The following is an 18,480-nucleotide window of genomic DNA, read 5'->3' as shown; positions in this document are numbered from 1 at the left end:
AGCTGAAGAACGTTTGGCCGCTCCGCCGACGCGGAGGCGCGCCAAAGTGGGAGGGTATAGTTTGCCTATCCCCGCTTTACCACTTAAGGAGGATTTATTGTGCATAAAGGTAAAAAATATGTAGACAGCGCCAAGACGATCGACCGCTCCAAGCTGTACGACGTCAGCGAAGCGCTCGACACGGTCGTTTCGACCGCTAAGGCTAAGTTCGATGAGACCATCGAGCTCCACGTCAAGCTGGGCGTAGACTCCCGCCATGCCGACCAGCAGGTCCGCGGCGCGATCGTGCTGCCCCACGGCACCGGCAAGAACGTGCGCGTTCTGGTGTTCGCCAAGGGCCCCAAGGCCGAAGAGGCCGCCGCTGCCGGCGCGGATTACGTCGGCGCTGAGGATATGCTCGAGCGTATCCAGAAGGAAAACTTCTTCGATTACGATGTTGTCATCGCTACCCCGGATATGATGGGTATCGTCGGCCGCCTCGGTAAGGTGCTCGGCCCCAAGGGCCTGATGCCGAACCCCAAGGCCGGGACGGTTTCGATGGACGTGGCCAAGGCTGTCCAGGAGTCCAAGGCCGGTAAGATCGAGTACCGCCTCGACAAGACCAACATTATCCACTGCCCGATCGGCAAGGCGTCGTTCGGCGCGGAAAAGCTGGGCGATAACTTTAACGCGCTCATGGGCGCGATCATCAAGGCGAAGCCCTCGGCCGCCAAGGGTCAGTATGTCCGCTCCTGCGTGGTTGCTTCCACGATGGGCCCGGGCGTCAAGATCAACGCAGCCAAGCTGATGGACTAAGCTTTTTCCCGAAAATCGCCGCAAACGCGGCGATTTTCTGTTGACAAAGACGTTTTGCCCTGTTATAATAAATGAGCTTGGTCAAAGACAGCAGGCAGCCGCAAGGCTTCAAAGGCAATTTTGCCGCCCGCCGAGGTCAACACGAAACGGTTTGTTTTTTGTGTACCCTCTTGTCTTTGTACAAGAGGGTACTTTATTTTTATAGGAGGTGAAATGAGATGCCGAACGCAAAGGTTCTGGAAGAGAAAAAGGCACTGGTTGCGTCGCTCGTGGAAAAGATCAAGAATTCCCCCGCTGGCGTTCTGGTCGACTACAAGGGCATCAATGTTGAGGATGATACCAAGCTGCGCCGTGAGCTTCGCGAAGCGAACGTCGATTATGCGGTCATCAAGAATACACTGATCCGCTTTGCCGCCAAGGAGCTGGGCTTCGACGCGCTCGATGAGCACCTGAACGGCACGTCCGCTCTGGCCATCAGCATGACCGACGACGTGATCGCTCCCGCCAAGATCCTGGGCAAGTTCGCTAAGGATCACGAGAACTTCACGATCAAGGCTGGTTTCCTGGATGGCGCCGTTGTCGGTGCGGACGAGGTACAGAAGCTCGCCAACATGCCGAGCAAGGAGACCCTGATCGCGCAGGTTTTGTATTCCTTCAACTATCCCATCATGCAGCTGGCTATTGCGCTTGACGCGATCGTCAAGAAGGCTGACGGGAACATGGACATGAAGGTCGCCGACCTGCTTGCCCCCGCCACGGTGGAGGCTCCGGCCGCTCCCGAGGCTGCCGCTCCGGCCGAAGAGGCCCCTGCTGCTGAATAAGAAGCAATCAATAAAATTTATAAAAAACGGAGGTATATCCCATGTCTGTTAATGAGATTATGGACGCTGTAAAAGAGCTCAAGGTTCTGGAGCTCTCCGAGCTGGTAAAGGCTCTTGAAGAGGAATTTGGCGTTTCTGCTACGCCCGTAGCTGTTGCCGGTGCTGCTGCCGGTGCCGACGCTGGTGCTGCCGCTGCCGCTAAGACCGAGTTCGACGTCGTTCTGACCGAGGCTGGCTCTTCCAAGATCAACGTCATCAAGGTTGTCCGCGAGATCACCGGTCTGGGCCTGAAGGAAGCCAAGGAGAAGGTCGACGGCGCTCCGGCGACCATCAAGGAAGGCGCTTCTGAGGCTGACGCCAACGAGATCAAGGAGAAGCTCGAGGCTGCCGGCGCTAAGGTAGAACTCAAGTAATTAAAAATAAAAGGATGCCAAAGGCATCCTTTTATTTTTATCTATATAATTGATGAAAAACCTCCGGGGCGAAGCCCCGGGGGTTTTTGTTTGGCTGCGGTTCCCTCCGCTCATGCGCGTGCCGTGGCGCGCTTGCTGCCTGTGGGCGGGACGAGGATACCGCGGGCAGGTATTTGAGGTTGCGCGGGACGCAGTTTTCTTGTACAATAAGAACAATAGGAAACGCTGAAGGAGAGGTTTATCATGCGAAATTCTAAGCTTTGCACCGTCCTAGACTGCGAAAAGCTGGCGGATGGGCTGTTTTCGCTTGTGCTGGACGCGCCGGGCATCGCGGGCGCGGCACAGGCCGGGCAATTTGTACATCTGGCGTGCGGCGAGGGCAACATGCTGCGCCGCCCCATTTCCATCTGCGAGGCCGTGGACGGAAAGCTTCGCGTCGTATTCCAAGTTAAGGGGGACGGCACCAAATGGCTGTCCGAACGCAAGGCGGGCGACACCGTTGACGCGCTCGGCCCGCTGGGGCATGGATACGACCTTGCAAAGCTCGGAGAAAAGCCGGTCTTTGTCGGCGGCGGCATCGGCGTGCCGCCTATGCTATACAGTATGCAGTGCGCGCGGAAAGCGGGGGCGCAGCCGTCTGCCATTTTGGGCTTTCGGTCAAAGGGCGCGGTCATTCTGGAGCAGGACTTCGACTGCCCCACGACCGCCTGCACGGATGACGGCTCTTACGGCGTGCACGGCTTTGTGACCGACGTACTGAGGGAGCAGATCGCGAGGGCGACCGGCGTCGCCGCGTGCGGCCCCAAGCCCATGCTCCGCGCCATTGCGGAGATCGCTAAGGCAGCGGGCGTGCCGTGCCAAGTGTCGCTCGAGGAGCGCATGGGCTGCGGCATCGGCGCGTGCCTGGTATGCGCGTGCGCGCTGAAGAGTGAAAACGGGGAAACAAAATACGGCCACGTCTGCAAGGACGGGCCGGTATTCGATGCAGAGGAGGTGCAGTGGTGATGGCCGACCTATCCGTGAACTTCTGCGGTGTACCGCTGAAAAACCCGCTCACAACCGCTTCCGGCACTTTCGGTTTCGGCCATGAATACGGCGAATACTTTGACCTGTCGCGCCTCGGCGGCATCGGCGTTAAGGGGTTAACGCCAAGCGAACGGCTCGGCAACCCCGCGCCGCGCATCGCGGAAACGCCGTCGGGCATCCTCAACTGCGTCGGCCTGCAAAACCCGGGCATCGACCGCTTTATTGAGGAGCAGATCCCCTATCTGCGCCGGTTCGACACCAAGATCATCGCCAACGTGTCGGGCAACACGGTTGAGGAATACGAAAGCATGGTCGAAAAAATTTCGGCCGCCGATGTTGACCTCATCGAAATGAATATCTCCTGCCCCAACGTCAAATGCGGCGGCATGGCATTCGGCACACAACCGAAAATGGTCGAGGAAGTGGTTTCCGCCGCCAAAAAATACGCTAAAAAACCGCTGATCGTCAAGCTCTCCCCCAACGTGACCGACATCGCTGAGATCGCTCGCGCCGCTGTCTCCGCGGGCGCGGATGCGCTTTCTCTCATCAACACGCTGCTCGGTATGCGCATCGATATCGAAAAACGAACGCCCATTCTGTCCAACGTGATGGGCGGACTAAGTGGCCCTGCGGTGTTCCCGGTGGCCGTGCGCATGGTCTATCAGGTGCGGAAAGCCGTTTCCGTGCCCATCCTCGGCATGGGCGGCATCCGCACGGGCAAGGATATCGTCGAGATGCTGCTCGCTGGCGCGGACGCAGTCGCCATCGGCACCGCCATGTTCGCAGACCCCTTAGCGCCGGTCAAGGCGCTTGACGAGCTGGAACAGTGGATGGACGCGCACGGCGTTCAGTCTGTTTCCGAGCTTTCCGGGGCGGTGCGCGCATGAAGACGACCGTATATCTGGTGCGGCACGCCGAGGCCGAGGGCAACGTGTACCGCCGTTGCCACGGGCAGTATGACAGCCTGCTCACGCCGCGCGCATACCAGCAGCTCCCCTATCTCGCAAAGCGGTTCGAGCCGGTGCATTTGGACGCGGTATTCGCGTCCGACCTGTTCCGCGCCCGCACGACGGCGGGGGCGATTGCCGGACAGAAGGGGCTTGCGGTGGAAATACGCCCGGTGCTGCGGGAGATCGACATGGGCGACTGGGAAGACCTGACGTGGGCCGAGCTTCCGCTGTTCTGGCCTGAAAAATTCGCACAGTGGCGCGCGCGGCCGTGGGACGCTGTCCCGCCGCACGGCGAAAGCGTCATGCAGGCCGGCCAGCGCATGCTGGACGGCGTGCGCGAGCTTGTCCGCGAGCGCGAGGGGCAGACCTTTGCGGTCGTCACGCACGGTTCGGCTATTCGCGGCGCGCTGTGCATTGCGCACGGCTGGCCCGCGGAGCAGATGGCCGAGATCGGCTGGGGTGACAACACCTGTGTCGCCAAATTTGAGTTTGACGGCCCGGATCAGATCGACGTGGTCTATGAGAACGACGCGTCGCACCTGCCCGCCGAGCTGTCCACCTTTGCGTCCATCGGCTGGACGAATGCCAAGGGGCAGCCGAACACGCCGCAGATCTGGTTCCGCCGCGCCGACCCGCTGGACAGCAAGGACGCGGAGGCCATCGTGCATTATATGCGCGAAATACACCGCAACGCTTACGGCACGGAATCCGGCGTGCATCCGGACGATATCCTGCAAAATGCGCTCGATATGCTGAAAATATCACCGCGCGCGGTCACACTGGGCACGTTCGGCGAGACCGGGGAGACCGCCGCGCTCGTCTGCATGGACACGCGCTATGAGGACGAACCCAATGTCGGCCTTGTCGGCGGGTTCTGCATTGAAGAGAAATACCGCGGCTGCGGGCTTTCCCAGCAAATTCTCGGGCAGGCCATCAGCGTTTACCGGGCGCTCGGCAAGGAATATCTGTGCGCGCATGTGGCCGAGCACAACGAACGCGCCAAGGGCTTCTATCACAAATACGCGTTCGAGCAGCGCGGCGAATACCGCAACGAAAACGGCAACCATTACCGGATGTTTAAGCGGATTAAGGTAGATTCGTGCGCTGTTTGACGCGAAGTACAAAATATTCACAGGCCGGTGTGGCGGCTGTACGGTATTTTAATCGTGGATACACGCAATGGCCATCGGCTGTTTCCATAAAAAATCGATCGCTAACGCGGACATAATGCACGCGGAAGTATTTGCAGTGTTCGCAGGTTTTCATGTAATCACCTCAAACACAGTGTACCTCCGTTTGGGAAAAATGGCTATCCCTCTCTTTGTGTATATACTTATCGCGATATAGCCCCCGCCCGCAGGCGCAATTTAATCGGCGGGCTTCTACGCAGCTCGCCAAAAAAGTCAGGACATGTGCCTGACTTTTTTTACAAACAGAGCAAGGCCGCCGGAATCCAATTTCCGGCGGCCTTGCTCTGCAATAGCCTTTCCAGCCGCAGGCTGGCAAGGGCGTCCCTCGTTTGAAGCTGTACGCTTCAAACGAATCATATCGTATTGATATCGACCATTTCACAGTTTTCAATTTTCACGTCGCCTTCTAAGCAGCGCAGTAGCGCGGTCGCCGTGTCCATGCTGGTCAGGCACGGGATGGCGCGCTCGACCGCCGTGCGGCGGATGTGCACCGAGCCAAGCTCCGGATGGCGTCCCTTGACCGAGGTCGCGATAACATAATCAATCTTGCCCGACTCGATCAGGTCAATGATATTCGGCGACGGCTCGTCCACATTGCGGATGGCGCTCGTCGCGACCATATGGCGGTTCAGGACGTTTGCCGTGCCGCTCGTCGCGAAGATCTCAAAGCCGACGCGCTCAAACCGCTCGCCAATTTTGATAGCCTCCTGCTTGTCCGAATCGCGCACCGAAATGAGCACCGCTCCCTTTTTCTTCATCTGGAAGCCCGCGCCGGTCAGCCCCTTGAGGAGCGCCTCGCGGAACGAAGTTGAAACGCCGAGCACCTCGCCCGTAGACTTCATTTCCGGCCCGAGCTGAGTGTCCAGATCGCGCAGCTTCTGCCATGAGAACACCGGCACCTTGACCGCGTAATAGCTGCTCTCCGGGTGCAGGCCGGTGCCGCAGCCGATGTCTTTCAGCTTTTCGCCGAACATGCAGCGCGTCGCCAGATCGACCATGGGCACGCCCGTCACCTTGGAAATATACGGCACGGTACGCGACGAACGCGGGTTGACCTCAATGACGTACACCTCGTCGTTATACAGCACGAACTGGATGTTCACCAAACCGAGAACGGCGAGCGACTTGGCAAGCGCCTCTGTATACTTGATGATGGTCTCCTTGTGGCGATCCTCAATCGTGATGGACGGATAAACCGAGATCGAGTCGCCCGAGTGCACGCCCGCGCGCTCCAGATGCTCCATGATGCCGGGGATAAGGATATCGTCGCCGTCGCAGATGGCGTCGACCTCGATTTCGCGGCCCATCATGTATTTATCGACCAGCACCGGATTTTCGACCTTGTTGCGCGTGATGACTTTCATAAACTCGCGCACGTCCTCTTCCTTGTACGCGATCTCCATGCCCTGCCCGCCGAGAACGTAAGAGGGGCGCACGAGAACGGGATAGCCCAGATCGTCCGCGGCCTTCACGGCCTCCTCCTCGGTCATGACCGTGTGGCCGGCCGGGCGCGGGATACCGCACTTTTCGAGGATCACGTCGAACTTTTCGCGGTCCTCGGCCGCGTCGATCGACCATGCCGGGGTGCCCAGGATCGGGACGCCTAGCGACTCGATGTGCGCCGCGAGGTTGATGGCGGTCTGCCCGCCGAACTGCACGATGGCATAGTCCGGCTTTTCGGCGTTCACCACGCCAGTCACATCCTCGGGCGTGAGCGGTTCGAAATACAAGCGGTCGGCCGTGTCGAAGTCGGTGGACACGGTCTCGGGGTTGTTGTTGATGATGACGGTCTCGCAGCCGAGCTTTTGCAGCGCCCAGACCGCGTGCACCGAGCAATAGTCGAACTCGATGCCCTGCCCGATGCGGATCGGCCCTGAGCCCAGAACGAGCACCTTTTTCTTACCCGACGGCGGCAGGACTTCGGTCTCCTCGTCGTAGGTCGAGTAGTAGTACGGGGTTTCGGCCTCGAACTCGGCGGCGCAGGTGTCGACCATTTTGTAAACCGGCAGGCGCTTGACGGCGGAAGTATCCTTGCCCGACAGCTCCTCGATGGTTTTATCGAGAAAGCCCATCTTTTTGGCCTTTAGGTAGAGTTCCGCGTCGATGGTCTCCGCCACCGCGAGCGCCTTTTCCATGTCAATGATATTCTGGAACTTGTGCAGGAAAAAAACGTCCATCGTCGTCACTTCGTGGATCTCGTCGATGGTCATGATGCCGCGGCGCAGCGCCTCGCAAATGTGGAATAGGCGGTCAACATCGGTGACCGAAACGCCTTTTTTAATCTCCGCGTCGGTCTTGGCGGCAAAGCGCGGCGCGGCCATGCTCTGCATTTTGATTTCGCAGCCGCGCACGGCCTTCATCAGCGCGCCTTCGAACGAATTGTCGATCGCCATGACCTCGCCGGTCGCCTTCATCTGCGTGCCGAGCGAGGAATCCGCGTAAACGAACTTGTCAAACGGCCAGCGCGGGAATTTGACCACGCAGTAGTCGATGGTCGGCTCGAAGCACGCCTTGGTCTTGCCCGTGACGGCGTTCGTGATCTCATCGAGGCCGTAGCCGACGGCGATCTTGGCCGTCACCTTGGCGATCGGGTATCCGGTTGCCTTGGAAGCGAGCGCGGAGGAGCGCGACACGCGGGGGTTGACCTCGATAACCGCATACTCAAACGACTCGGGGTTCAGCGCATACTGCACGTTGCAGCCGCCCTCGATGCCCAGTTCGGTGATGATGTTTAAAGCCGAGGTGCGCAGCATCTGGTATTCCTTGTCGCACAGCGTCTGGCTGGGCGCGACGACGACCGAATCGCCTGTGTGCACGCCGACCGGATCGACGTTTTCCATATTGCAGATGGTGATGGCGTTGCCCTTGGCGTCGCGCATGACCTCGTATTCGATCTCTTTCCAGCCCGCGATGCACTTCTCGACGAGGATCTCGTCCACGCGCGAATACATGATGCCGCTCGCGGCGATCTCGCGGAGCTGATCCCACGTGTAGGCGATGCCGCCGCCCGTGCCGCCGAGCGTGTACGCCGGGCGGATGATAACGGGCAGACCGATCTCACGCGTGAAATCGACTGCGTCCTCAACCGTGTGCACCACCTTGGACGCGATGCACGGCTCGCCGATTTTTTCCATCGTGTCCTTGAAAAGCTGGCGGTCTTCGGCCTTGGCGATGGTGTCCGGCTTGGCGCCGAGCAGCTTTACGCCCATTTTATCGAGAAAACCGTTTTCGCACAGCTCCATGGCGAGGTTCAGGCCGGTCTGTCCGCCAAGGTTAGGCAGCAGCGAGTCCGGGCGCTCTTTTTGGATGATCTCCTGCACGGCCTCGATGGTCATGGGCTCGATGTAGACCTTGTCGGCCATGGCCTTATCGGTCATGATGGTGGCGGGGTTGGAGTTAACGAGCACGACCTCCAGCCCCTCCTCGCGCAATGCGCGGCAGGCCTGCGTGCCCGCATAGTCGAACTCGGCCGCCTGGCCGATGACGATAGGGCCGGAGCCCAGCACCATAACCTTATGAATATCCTTGCGAAGCGGCATTACCGGGCACCTCCCTTGGTCTTTGCAATATTGTCCATGAAAATATCAAACAGATAGCTGGTGTCCATCGGCCCCGGGCAGACCTCGGGGTGATACTGGACGGTGAAGATCGGCTTGTCGGTGTGCACAACGCCCTCGACCGTGCCGTCGTTCAAATTTACATAACGCACGCGGGCGATCTGGGGATCGACGGTTTCACCGACAACGGCGTAGCCGTGGTTCTGCGAGGTGATGTAGGTGCGGTCCTCGTCCAGGTCCTTGACCGGGTGGTTGACGCCGCGGTGGCCGTATTTCAGCTTGCAGGTCTCGGCGCCGATAGCCAGGCTCATCAGCTGGTGACCCAAGCAGATGCCGAAGATCGGGACGTCGCTGTCGCGCAGTACTTTCAAATTTTCGACGATCTCAACGTTTTCCGCCGGGTCGCCGGGGCCGTTCGACAGCATGATGCCGTCAAACCCCTCCTTGAGGATGTTCTGCGGGTCGGTGTCGCCCGGGATGACCGTCACTTCGCAGCCGCGCTTTTGCAATTCGCGCTCAATATTGTATTTCACGCCGAAATCGAGCAGCGCCACGCGGTATTTCTGATCGCCTTGCGCGGGATACACGATGTTTTCGCGGCAGGTGACCGCTTTGACCGCATCCTTGACCGCATAGGCTTTCATCTGCTCGATGGTCTGCGCATCGGGTTCATAACCCTCCGTATAAATCACGCCGTTCATTACGCCGTTGTTTCGCAGGATACGGGTCAGGCGGCGCGTGTCAATGCCCGTGAGGCCGACCACCTTCTGCGCTTTCAAGTATTCATCCAGCGTGTGCTTGCAGCGCCAGTTGGACGGGAATTCGCACTCCTCGCGCATGATAAAGCCGGAAACCCAGCTTTTGCAGCTTTCATAATCTTCAAAGTTGATGCCATAATTGCCGACAAGCGGGTAAGTCATCGTGACGATCTGGCCATAATAGGAGGGATCGGTCAATACCTCCTGATAGCCGGCCATGCCCGTGTTGAACACGGTTTCGCCAATGCTCATCCCCTCGTATCCGGCGGCGCGGCCCTCGAACAGCGTCCCGTCCGCAAGCAGTAAATACGCTTTTTTCATATCCTGTATCTCCACACTCCCAGTTTGATTTATCGAATGGCGTTTACGATGTCGTCGCGCATGCGGATGGCTTCGGCGCGCGCGGCTTCTTTATAGTCATGCCCGTCGCCGCCGGTCTTCTTCCATGCGCACATGATGCCGCGCGAGGAATTGACGATAGCGCCGAGGCCGTCGCTGTTAAACGAGTTCGCGATATCCTTTGCAGTCGCGCCCTGCGCGCCGTAACCCGGCACGAGGAAATAGGACTTCGGCAGCAGTTCGCGGACGATTTTTTGTTCCTCCGGATAGGTCGCGCCGACGACCGCGCCGATCTGGTTATAGCCGCAGGGCGTTTCCAGTCCCTCGCCCCACTTGGCGACCATCTCGGCCATGCGCGCGTACAGCGGCTTGCCCCCCATGTCGCGGTTCTGCAATTCGCCCGAGGACGGATTTGAGGTCTTGACCAGCAAAAACAGGCTTTTCTCGCGTTCGCGGCACTCTTTGAGGAACGGCTCTACGCCATCCGTGCCGAGATAACCGTTGACCGTCACGCTGTCGCACGCATAGGGCGCGATCTCGGTGTCGCCCACGCGGGTCTTGCCCAGATAGGCCTCGGCGTAGGCCGAAGCGGTCGCGCCGATGTCGCCGCGCTTGAGGTCGCCGATGACGTACATGCCCTTGGCATGCGCATAGTCGATGGTCTCTTTGAGCGCCATTGCGCCATAAGAGCCCAGCAGCTCATAATAGGCCGCCTGCGGCTTGACCGCGGGCACGATATCGCACAGCGCGTCGATCAGGCCGCAGTTGAACGCGACGACGCTCTCGGCCGCCGCGCGCAGCGTCTCTCCGTGCAGCATCATGTTGCGGCTCGAAATGTGGGGCGGGATATACTCCAATCGCGCGTCCAGACCGGCGACGGTCGGGTTGCCCTTTTCCTTGATCTTTTCGACCAGTGTTTGAATAGACATATGCTGCACTCCTTTTCTTCTTTGTGGAACGTTTTATAGGATGGTGACGTTATCTTCGCCGTCGACCTCGGTCAGGCGGACGCGCACGCGCTCCTCGCGCGAGGTCGGCAGGTTTTTCCCGATATAATCGGGCCGAATGGGGATCTCACGATGGCCGCGGTCGACCAGCACGGCGAGTTGGATGCGTCCCGCGCGCCCCATGTGCGAGACCGCTTCAATGGCGGCGCGGACGGTGCGGCCGGTATAAAGCACGTCGTCCACGATGACGACGCTTGCGCCCTCGATACGCGGGTCGGCCGGCGGCAGAGGCGCGTCCGAGCGGGGGATATCGTCGCGCCATGGGGTGACGTCGAGCGCGAGGACAGGCGGGGTTTTGCCCTCCACCTCGCGCAGCTTTTCCGCGATGCGGCGGGCGAGGAACTCCCCGCGGGTTTTCACGCCGGCGAGCACAAGATCCTGCACGCCCTGGTTTTTTTCGACGATCTCAAACGCGATGCGTGTGAGCGCGCGGCGCACGCCGTCCGCATCCATGATGACCGCTTTCTGCACGGTGCTTTCACCCCTCCCCAAATGAAAAAACGGCTTGCTGCCCAATGGCAGAAAGCCGCACAAAAACGACACCTTCTCCCAGATTCCGGAAGCGGGCGCATGCACTGATTTTCTGCCTTGGCGGGCTCGCGGGCCGCGCCTTAAAGGCCGATTGTTGCATTTATTATATCCTATGCGCAGCCGTTTGTAAACAGCCGATTTTACAAAACAAAATTGTTTTTTTATGCAATTTTTGTTGTTTCGATGCCGCGCGAAAATTCTGCGCCGATCCGGACAAACTATTTTTGTAGCACCAGAACGAATTTTTGAAAGGCGGCGGATGAAAAATGCGTGTTTCTCCCTTTGTTTCCGGCATTGCGACCGGTGCGGTCGCAGGCGCGGTCGTTTCGATGGTGGCAGCGGGCGCCATGCTCAATCCCTCGGTGCGCCGGGCTGTCGAGCGATCGGCCCACAAGGCCGAGCATGCCATGCACCATGCGGCAAATACCATGTCCAACCGAATCGGATGAAAAAAGGGCCGGCTTCTGAGAAGCCGGCCCTTTTTCATTTTTTACCGGATCGGCAGCATTTTGCCGGTCTCGAAGGACTCCTTGCAGCGGTAAGCCGCTTCGGAAACCGCCGTGCCGTCCTCCACCTTGAGGTCGGAGGGCTTGGTGCCGTTCGCGATGTGGCCGACGAACGCCTTCATCTCCGCGACGAACGCCTCGTGCCAACGGCTCATAAAGTCCGGATAGTATTCCTCGCGTGAGCCGTGCTCATCGACAATGTTTAAAAGGTTCTTCGCGCCGACGTTCGCAATGCGCAGCGTGCCGTGGGTGCCGATGATTTCGGTCTCGACGTTCGAGCCCGCCGCGTGCGTGCGGTTGGTGAACATAAAGCCCATCGCACCGTTGTCCATCTGTACGGTGGCCGCAGCGTTGTCCGCGTCGTTCAACTCTTTATAAAGGTCAAACTCAAACACGCCGCCGATCGCCCATACATTCTTGACATCCGAACCGGTGAACCAGCGGATCAGGTCGATATCGTGCACGCACATATCGAGGAACTGGCCGCCCGAGTGCGGGGCGAACTTAAGCGTGGACTCGATCGTTGTGCGCGGATCCTGCGTGTAGGAACGCACCAGTACGACCTTGCCGATGTCGCCATTTTCAATCTTGCGCTTGGCTTCGGCGTAGGACCGGTCGAAGCGGCGCATAAAGCCGAGCTGGAAGATCAGCTCCGGATGCGCGTTAACGACCTTTTCCGCGTCCCTGCACTGCTGCACGTCGGTGCCGAGCGGTTTTTCACAGAACACGTGCTTGCCGTATTTCATGGCGATCTCGATCTGCTGGGTGTGCAGGAACGATGGCGTGACAATGGCGATGCCGTCCAGCTCGGGATTCTTACACATTTCCTCAAAGTCGGTGTAGGTATGCCGGATGCCCAGCTCCTCCGCGACCTCTTTCACGCGCTTCTCGTCCGCGTCGCAGATCGCGGCGAGCTCGCAGCCCGGCACCTGTGTGGCCAGATTGCAGGCGTGCTCATAGCCCAGGCGTCCCAGGCCAACCGAACCGATTTTTACCGTTTTCATGTGCAAGTCTCCTTTACTTCTATCGTCCTCTTAACGTGCAGCGGGCTGTCTCCCGCCCTCTCTCTTGATGCTATTGTACTGCCGGGTTCATGAAAAAACCAGAGCGTTCTTGCGATTTGTATGAAAAAAAACCGCCGCCTGACGGCAGCGGTTTTCACAAACTTTCGATTTCTTGCTGCTGCACGTATTCCCTGCGGAATGTGCGCGGCGGCATACCGACGGCTTTGGCAAACTGCGCGTTGAAATGGCTCGGGTTGTCGTATCCGACGCGCGCGGCGATCTGCGTGACCGGGAGGCCGGTCGTAATCAGCAGGGTCTGCGCCTCGCCGATGCGGCGGCGCAGCACATATTGCAGCGGGGAATAGCCGGTCACATCCTTAAACACGTGCGACAGGTAGTATTGGCTGACGTGCAGGCTGTCCGCCAGCGTCTGCAAGGAAAATTCCTCTGCGAAATGCGCGTCGATATAGTCCTTGACGCGGCGGGACAGCGCGTTTTCCGCCTCGCCCCCGTCCGCGTGTTCACCCGCAGCGATACGCTGCACGACCGACAGCAGCGCCATCAGCAGGTGGTGGCAGCCATCCTCGTTCCCTGCCTTGAGCTCGTCGAACAGCACGGCGTACAGCCGCTCCAGCCGCGCCGTTTCAGCCTCGGAAACGTGGTACACCGGCGGCGCGCCGTCCGGCAGCAGCGCATTTTCACGCAGGCCGGGAACCAAAAGCCCGCCCAGCGCAAGGCTGTAGCTTGCGATCCGCGCTTCGGGTCCTGAGCGTTCGTCATGCACAACGCCGCTGTTATAGATGAACAAATCGCCGCGCCGCGCGGGATAGGCCACACCGCCGACAAAATACACGCTTTCACCGCCGCAGATGAGCGCAAGCTCGACCAAATCCCCGTGCGCGTGCATGACGCGCGGATGGACACTGGCCTCCGCGTCCGTCCGGCTAACCGAAAACAGGCGCGGCAGGTGCGCAAGCCCAAACGGCGGCGCATATTCCTTTTTCACAAAGCACTGGATCATGTTCCGCCCTCCTCCTATTAGCGGTATCGTATCATGTTTTGGGGTTCGCGGTCAAGAAAAACGAATCGGGGCGCGGCCTCCATCCGGCCGCGCCCCGCAAACATTCATTTCCTCATTCCATTTGGGTGCGTTTTACAGCATCTGGCCGCGCAGGATGATCGAATGGACCGAAAGGTCCTCATCCAGCAGCACCACATTGGCCAGCTTGCCCGGCTCGAGCGAGCCATAGTCGTGCGCGACGCCGATGGCGCGCGCGGGATTGAGCGAGGCCGATTTGACCGCCTCGCCGAGCGGGATGCCCATATTGACCGCGCTCCGCAGGCAGTTCAGCAAATTGGTGGCCGAACCGGCGATCGTACCGTCTGCCAGCGTCGCGAGGTTACCGCGCACCGTCACCGCCTGCCCGCCGAGCGAATATTCGCCGTCCGTCAGGCCAGTGGCCATCATGCTGTCCGAAATGAGCACGACACGCCCCGCAAACATTTTGAACGTCGCACGGACAACCGCCGGGGCAACGTGTACGCCGTCCGCGATGAGTTCGACCGCGACCGCGTCGTTGTCCGCCGCCGCGCCGATCACGCCGGGCGCGCGATGGGAAAACGGCGGCATCGCGTTATACAAGTGGGTCACCTGCCGCGCGCCGCGGCGGAACGCTTCGCTTGCGGTGTCATAATCGGCCTCGGTGTGCGCGATCGACAGGCGCACCTCGCCCGCGAGCTGCTCGATGACCTCCATCGCGCCCGGGAGCTCGGGCGCAAGGTCACACAGCTTGAACAGGCCGTTCGCCTTCTTTTGCAGGCGGCGGAACATCTCGGCGTCCGGTTCGTGCAGATAGGCGGCGTTCTGCGCGCCTTTTTTGGCCTCTGAGATGAACGGCCCCTCCATATTGATGCCGACGAGCGCCGCGTCCCGCGCCTCGACCTGATAGGTCGCGGCGGCTTCGGCAACGCCCGCGAGCTTTTCCTCGGGATAGGTCATGGTCGCCGGGCAAATGGCGGCGACGCCGTTTTCCGCCTGATAGCGCGCGATGGCCGAAATGGCCTCGTGCGTGCCGTCGCAGAAATCGTAGCCGACGCAGCCGTGGAAATGCACGTCGACCAAACCGGGAATAGCATACAAACCGTCCATGTCGCAGGCGTCGACCGCAGGCGTATTACCGGTGATCCGGTCACCCGTAATGGTCAGCCCGCCGGACTTGAACGTGCCGTCCGGCTGGAATACTTTCAGATTCTTAAACTCCATAGAGCCCTCACTTCAACAAATCTCCGCATTCTGACAGCGCAGCCTCGTCCACAACAGCAACCACATCGGGGTGGAGCTGCAGGATAGAGGCGGGCACCTGCGGCGTTACCGGGCCGAAGAATGCCTTGCGCACAATTTCAGCCTTATTTTGCCCGGAAACGATAATAATAATCTTGCGCGCGCGCATGATCGTCTGCACGCCCATGGTATAGGCCTGGCGCGGCACGTCGTCGGCCGAAGCGAAGAAACGCTTGTTGGCTTCGATGGTTGATTCGGTCAGGTCGACGCAGTGTGTGCCCTTGGGGAATGTGTCCTCGGGTTCGTTAAAGCCGATATGGCCGTTCAAACCCATGCCTAAGAGCTGCAGGTCGACACCGCCCGCTGCTTCAATCGCCGCGTCGTAGCGCGCGCATTCCTTTTCTGCGTCCGGCTGCGAGCCGTCCGGCAGATTGATGCGGTCGCGCGGCACATTGACCGAATCGAAAAAGTTCTTATACATGAAATAGTGATAGCTCTGGTCGTGGTCGGCGGTCAGGCCGCGGTATTCGTCCAGGTTAAACGTCGTGCAGGCCGAAAAATCGACGTCGCCTTCCCGGTATCCCTTGATAAGATTTTCGTAAATGCCAATCGGGGACGAGCCGGTCGCCAGCCCCAAAATAGAATCGGGCTTTAGGATAACCTGCGCCGCAATGATGCCAGCCGCCTTGCGGCTCATGTCGTTATAGTCTTTTGCACGAATGATTTTCATGAATAAACACCTCGTAATCCTAACTCTTCCGGCAGACCGAAAGGCGGGCGCTTCCGCCCGCCTCCCGATGTGTGGGGTTTCTTACTTGAGCATCTTGGCCATTTCGTCGGCTACGAACTGGACCTTGGTGCCTACAATAACTTGTACCGCCGTCTTGGACGGGCGCATAACGCCTGCGACGCCAGCGGATTTGATCTTCTTTTCATCGACAAGGGTATTGTCCTTGATCTCCATGCGCAGACGGGTGATGCAGTTGTCCAAGCTGGCGATGTTGTCCTTGCCGCCGAGGCCTTCGAGGATGGTGGCCGCAACCGTGGTATAATCATTGTTCGCAAGCACGACCTGCGTTTCATCGTCCTCGTCGTCGTCCTCACGGCCCGGGGTCTTGAGGTTAAACTTGGTGATCGCGAATCGGAACACCACGTAGAACACGATGAACGCCGCAATGCCGAGCGGAATGATCATCCAGGTGTTTGCCGCCGCCGGCAGGGTGGACGAGAAGATCAGGTCGGTCAGGCCGGCAGAGAACGAGAAGCCGGCACGGAAGCCGAGCAGCACGGCCGCAACGGTAAACAGGCCGTAGAGGATCGCATAGATGACATACAGCACAGGAGCCAGGAACATGAACGCAAATTCAAACGGCTCGGTAACGCCGCAGACAAACGCGCAAATGGCGGCCGAAGTGACGATGCCGATGGCGACCTTTTTCTTGTTGGACTTGGCCGTGTGGATCATCGCGAGCGCGGCGCCCGGGATACCGAACATCATCGGCGCGAAGAAGCCGGACATATACATGCCGAGGCTCCAGGTGACACCGTTCTGACCAGTGACATCGCCCGCCCAGAAGTGGGACAGGTCGCCAAGGCCGATGGTATCAAACCAGAACACGTTGTTCAGCGCATGGTGCAGGCCGGTCGGGATAAGCAGGCGGTTGAGGAACGCGTAGATGCCCGCGCCGACCGCGTCAATGCTGACGATCGCGTTACCGACTGTGACCAGCGCGCCGAAGATGATCGGCCAGACAAACAGCAGGATAGCCGCGGCGACGATCGAAATCAGGCCGGTGACAATGGCCACACAGCGCTTGCCCGAGAAGAACGACAGCCAGTCGGGCAACTTGGTGTCTTTAAACTTGTTGTAGCACGCGCCGCCGATGATACCGGCGAGGATGCCGATGAACGCGTTTTCGATTTTGCCGAACGCGAGCATTTTGATCTCGTTTTCCGCAATCGAAGGCATGATGGTCGAAACGACTGCCGGCGCAAGCAGCTTGGTCATCATCAGCCAGGATACCAGGCCGGCGAGACCCGCCGTGCCGTCCTTATCCTTGGCCAGACCGACCGCAACGCCGACCGCGAACAGCAGCGCCATATTGTCAATGAGCGCGCCGCCCGCTTTGATCAGGAAGAAGCCGATTTTGTACGCCATACCGCTGGCAACGAAACCCTGCACCTCGCCCGCCATGGCGGCGGGAGCGAGCGCATAGCCGATGCCCATCAGGATGCCGCAGATTGGCAGCGCCGCGACGGGAAGCATTAACGCTTTGCCGAGTCTTTGTACTTGTTTCATCATAAGAGATTCCCCTCCTCTTTTTTTCCGCGCACACGCGCGGATATGTGGATGCGGCGCGCGCCCCTGAGCCGACCAGGAAGGCGCGCCGGCGTTTCACCGTCCCCCCACGGGACGGAAAGAAACCTTAAAGGTTGCGCTTGAGGAACAGTTCGAGCGCTTCCGCGGCCTCGTTTTCATCCTCGCCCGTGATGGTGAGCTTAACAAGGTCGCCCTGCTTTGCACCCATGCTCATCACGCCCATGATGCGCTTAGCGTCCACCTCTTTTTTCGGGGACGCGATCTTGATATCCGACTGGAACTTGGACGCTTCCTTGACCAGCAGGCCCGCCGGACGGGCGTGGATGCCAAGCTCGTCGGTAATGGTGTATTCGATCGTCTTCATTTGTGTGTTTCTCCCTTTCTCCGCTTATTTCTGCAGCGTCAGCAGCGCGCCGCCCGCCGATACCTCGCCAGGAGCCGCGGCCTTCACCGCACTGTACGCATCCGTGTTGCAGATAATAACCGGCGTGATGATCTGATAGCCCGCCGCCTCGATGGCCGCGGGGTCAAATTCGATCAGCAGGTCTCCCTTTTTTACCTTGTCGCCCGCCTTGCAGCAGGCTTTATAATGTTCGCCCTTGAGGTTGACCGTGTCGATGCCGACATGGACGAGCACCTCCGCGCCGTCCGCCGTGGTCATGCTGACCGCGTGGCCGGTGTCGAACATCACATCGATTGTGCCGTCCGCCGGGGCGACGATGCGCCCTTCTGACGGAAGAACCGCCGCGCCCTGTCCCAGAATGCCCTGCGCAAACGTGGGGTCGGGAACGTCGCTAAGCGCTACGATCTTGCCGGAGACCGGCGCGCAGACCTCGATGCCGCTCTGCCCGCCTCCCATCAGTTTTTCCTTTAGCTTTCCAAACATGAAAAATCACACCCTTTTTGACGAGTATGTCCCCGCGGCGTGCAAGTTATCCCAGAAAATAAAAAGAACCAAACTTCTGCGCATATGAATACACCG

General features: G+C 59.5%; 18 protein-coding genes and 1 other annotated feature. Of the genes, 7 read left to right on the top strand and 11 right to left on the bottom strand.

The window, feature by feature from the left end; genetic code table 11:
• The first annotated feature begins 99 nt into the window (after nt 1-99).
• The 6 genes from rplA to SO058_RS09625 all read left to right on the top strand — a co-directional run bounded on the left by rplA (nt 100) and on the right by SO058_RS09625 (nt 5,117).
• Complete coding sequence (rplA, locus tag SO058_RS09650; RefSeq protein ID WP_320842789.1) at nt 100-795, top strand: 50S ribosomal protein L1; 696 nt, start codon at nt 100-102, stop codon at nt 793-795.
• A 63-nt stretch (nt 796-858) separates the two neighbouring features.
• Nucleotides 859-1,000 (top strand) — a sequence feature (ribosomal protein L10 leader region).
• 13 nt (nt 1,001-1,013) lie between these two features.
• Nucleotides 1,014-1,616 carry a 50S ribosomal protein L10 gene (gene rplJ / locus SO058_RS09645; RefSeq protein ID WP_320842788.1) on the top strand — a complete coding sequence of 201 codons (603 nt, stop codon included), beginning with the start codon at nt 1,014-1,016 and terminating at the stop codon, nt 1,614-1,616.
• A 41-nt stretch (nt 1,617-1,657) separates the two neighbouring features.
• On the top strand, nt 1,658-2,029 hold the full coding sequence (rplL, locus tag SO058_RS09640; protein ID WP_320842787.1) for a 50S ribosomal protein L7/L12: 372 nt from the start codon (nt 1,658-1,660) through the stop codon (nt 2,027-2,029).
• A 243-nt stretch (nt 2,030-2,272) separates the two neighbouring features.
• The gene (locus SO058_RS09635) at nt 2,273-3,034 is read left to right on the top strand and encodes a dihydroorotate dehydrogenase electron transfer subunit (protein WP_320842786.1); all 762 of its coding nucleotides are present in this window, start codon (nt 2,273-2,275) and stop codon (nt 3,032-3,034) included.
• Nucleotides 3,034-3,942 carry a dihydroorotate dehydrogenase gene (locus SO058_RS09630; protein ID WP_320842785.1) on the top strand — a complete coding sequence of 303 codons (909 nt, stop codon included), beginning with the start codon at nt 3,034-3,036 and terminating at the stop codon, nt 3,940-3,942. Before SO058_RS09635 ends, SO058_RS09630 begins: the two co-directional genes overlap by 1 nt.
• A complete protein-coding gene (locus SO058_RS09625) occupies nt 3,939-5,117 on the top strand; it encodes a bifunctional histidine phosphatase family protein/GNAT family N-acetyltransferase (protein ID WP_320842784.1) in 1,179 nt (392 codons plus the stop codon). Before SO058_RS09630 ends, SO058_RS09625 begins: the two co-directional genes overlap by 4 nt.
• 431 nt (nt 5,118-5,548) lie before the next feature.
• Here the strand turns inward: SO058_RS09625 and carB are convergent, their stop codons facing one another.
• Genes carB through pyrR form a run of 4 tightly spaced genes read right to left on the bottom strand, consistent with a single transcriptional unit; the run spans nt 5,549 to nt 11,327 of the window.
• On the bottom strand, nt 5,549-8,734 hold the full coding sequence (carB, locus tag SO058_RS09620) for a carbamoyl-phosphate synthase large subunit (protein ID WP_320842783.1): 3,186 nt from the start codon (nt 8,732-8,734) through the stop codon (nt 5,549-5,551).
• Entirely contained in the window at nt 8,734-9,831 is a 1,098-nt protein-coding gene (locus SO058_RS09615; protein WP_320842782.1) for a carbamoyl phosphate synthase small subunit, read from the bottom strand. The genes carB and SO058_RS09615 overlap by 1 nt, the downstream gene beginning before the upstream one ends.
• A gap of 29 nt (nt 9,832-9,860) precedes the next feature.
• Nucleotides 9,861-10,778: an orotidine-5'-phosphate decarboxylase gene (gene pyrF / locus SO058_RS09610; RefSeq protein WP_320842781.1), complete on the bottom strand. Its 918-nt coding sequence runs from the start codon at nt 10,776-10,778 to the stop codon at nt 9,861-9,863.
• A gap of 33 nt (nt 10,779-10,811) precedes the next feature.
• Nucleotides 10,812-11,327, bottom strand: a complete 516-nt coding sequence (gene pyrR / locus SO058_RS09605) for a bifunctional pyr operon transcriptional regulator/uracil phosphoribosyltransferase PyrR (RefSeq protein ID WP_320842780.1) — start codon at nt 11,325-11,327, stop codon at nt 10,812-10,814.
• Between the two features lie 326 nt (nt 11,328-11,653).
• Between pyrR and SO058_RS09600 the strand changes: the two genes are divergently transcribed.
• The gene (locus SO058_RS09600) at nt 11,654-11,836 is read left to right on the top strand and encodes a hypothetical protein (protein ID WP_320842779.1); all 183 of its coding nucleotides are present in this window, start codon (nt 11,654-11,656) and stop codon (nt 11,834-11,836) included.
• 41 nt (nt 11,837-11,877) lie between these two features.
• Here the strand turns inward: SO058_RS09600 and SO058_RS09595 are convergent, their stop codons facing one another.
• From SO058_RS09595 to SO058_RS09565, 7 genes are all read right to left on the bottom strand, one after another.
• Nucleotides 11,878-12,897, bottom strand: a complete 1,020-nt coding sequence (locus tag SO058_RS09595) for a Gfo/Idh/MocA family oxidoreductase (protein ID WP_320842778.1) — start codon at nt 12,895-12,897, stop codon at nt 11,878-11,880.
• 154 nt (nt 12,898-13,051) lie between these two features.
• Complete coding sequence (locus SO058_RS09590) at nt 13,052-13,918, bottom strand: helix-turn-helix domain-containing protein (protein WP_320842777.1); 867 nt, start codon at nt 13,916-13,918, stop codon at nt 13,052-13,054.
• Nucleotides 13,919-14,050: 132 nt separating this feature from the next.
• The gene (gene nagA / locus SO058_RS09585; protein WP_320842776.1) at nt 14,051-15,160 is read right to left on the bottom strand and encodes an N-acetylglucosamine-6-phosphate deacetylase; all 1,110 of its coding nucleotides are present in this window, start codon (nt 15,158-15,160) and stop codon (nt 14,051-14,053) included.
• 7 nt (nt 15,161-15,167) lie between these two features.
• Nucleotides 15,168-15,908, bottom strand: coding sequence for a glucosamine-6-phosphate deaminase (gene nagB, locus SO058_RS09580; RefSeq protein WP_320842775.1), 741 nt, complete (start codon nt 15,906-15,908; stop codon nt 15,168-15,170).
• A gap of 81 nt (nt 15,909-15,989) precedes the next feature.
• Entirely contained in the window at nt 15,990-17,480 is a 1,491-nt protein-coding gene (gene nagE, locus SO058_RS09575) for an N-acetylglucosamine-specific PTS transporter subunit IIBC (RefSeq protein WP_442872243.1), read from the bottom strand.
• A 124-nt stretch (nt 17,481-17,604) separates the two neighbouring features.
• A complete protein-coding gene (locus tag SO058_RS09570; RefSeq protein ID WP_320842774.1) occupies nt 17,605-17,862 on the bottom strand; it encodes an HPr family phosphocarrier protein in 258 nt (85 codons plus the stop codon).
• Between the two features lie 24 nt (nt 17,863-17,886).
• A complete protein-coding gene (locus SO058_RS09565) occupies nt 17,887-18,384 on the bottom strand; it encodes a PTS sugar transporter subunit IIA (RefSeq protein ID WP_320842773.1) in 498 nt (165 codons plus the stop codon).
• Nucleotides 18,385-18,480 lie beyond the last annotated feature (96 nt).

The sequence above is a fragment of the Agathobaculum sp. genome, from assembly GCF_034098985.1.
Lineage (GTDB): Bacteria > Bacillota > Clostridia > Oscillospirales > Butyricicoccaceae > Agathobaculum.
This window is presented reverse-complemented; position numbering and strand designations above follow the sequence as displayed.

Bases quoted from the DNA above. Each gene is read 5' to 3' on its own strand.
- rplJ (WP_320842788.1), top strand. From the start codon at position 1,014: ATGCCGAACGCAAAGGTTCTGGAAGAGAAAAAGGCACTGGTTGCGTCG.
- SO058_RS09600 (WP_320842779.1), top strand. From the start codon at position 11,654: ATGCGTGTTTCTCCCTTTGTTTCCGGCATTGCGACCGGTGCGGTCGCA.
- SO058_RS09565 (WP_320842773.1), bottom strand. From the start codon at position 18,384: ATGTTTGGAAAGCTAAAGGAAAAACTGATGGGAGGCGGGCAGAGCGGC.
- SO058_RS09625 (WP_320842784.1), top strand. From the start codon at position 3,939: ATGAAGACGACCGTATATCTGGTGCGGCACGCCGAGGCCGAGGGCAAC.
- SO058_RS09590 (WP_320842777.1), bottom strand. From the start codon at position 13,918: ATGATCCAGTGCTTTGTGAAAAAGGAATATGCGCCGCCGTTTGGGCTT.
- rplL (WP_320842787.1), top strand. From the start codon at position 1,658: ATGTCTGTTAATGAGATTATGGACGCTGTAAAAGAGCTCAAGGTTCTG.
- SO058_RS09595 (WP_320842778.1), bottom strand. From the start codon at position 12,897: ATGAAAACGGTAAAAATCGGTTCGGTTGGCCTGGGACGCCTGGGCTAT.
- SO058_RS09635 (WP_320842786.1), top strand. From the start codon at position 2,273: ATGCGAAATTCTAAGCTTTGCACCGTCCTAGACTGCGAAAAGCTGGCG.
- nagE (WP_442872243.1), bottom strand. From the start codon at position 17,480: ATGATGAAACAAGTACAAAGACTCGGCAAAGCGTTAATGCTTCCCGTC.
- pyrF (WP_320842781.1), bottom strand. From the start codon at position 10,778: ATGTCTATTCAAACACTGGTCGAAAAGATCAAGGAAAAGGGCAACCCG.
- SO058_RS09570 (WP_320842774.1), bottom strand. From the start codon at position 17,862: ATGAAGACGATCGAATACACCATTACCGACGAGCTTGGCATCCACGCC.
- carB (WP_320842783.1), bottom strand. From the start codon at position 8,734: ATGCCGCTTCGCAAGGATATTCATAAGGTTATGGTGCTGGGCTCCGGC.
- SO058_RS09615 (WP_320842782.1), bottom strand. From the start codon at position 9,831: ATGAAAAAAGCGTATTTACTGCTTGCGGACGGGACGCTGTTCGAGGGC.
- SO058_RS09630 (WP_320842785.1), top strand. From the start codon at position 3,034: ATGGCCGACCTATCCGTGAACTTCTGCGGTGTACCGCTGAAAAACCCG.
- nagB (WP_320842775.1), bottom strand. From the start codon at position 15,908: ATGAAAATCATTCGTGCAAAAGACTATAACGACATGAGCCGCAAGGCG.
- nagA (WP_320842776.1), bottom strand. From the start codon at position 15,160: ATGGAGTTTAAGAATCTGAAAGTATTCCAGCCGGACGGCACGTTCAAG.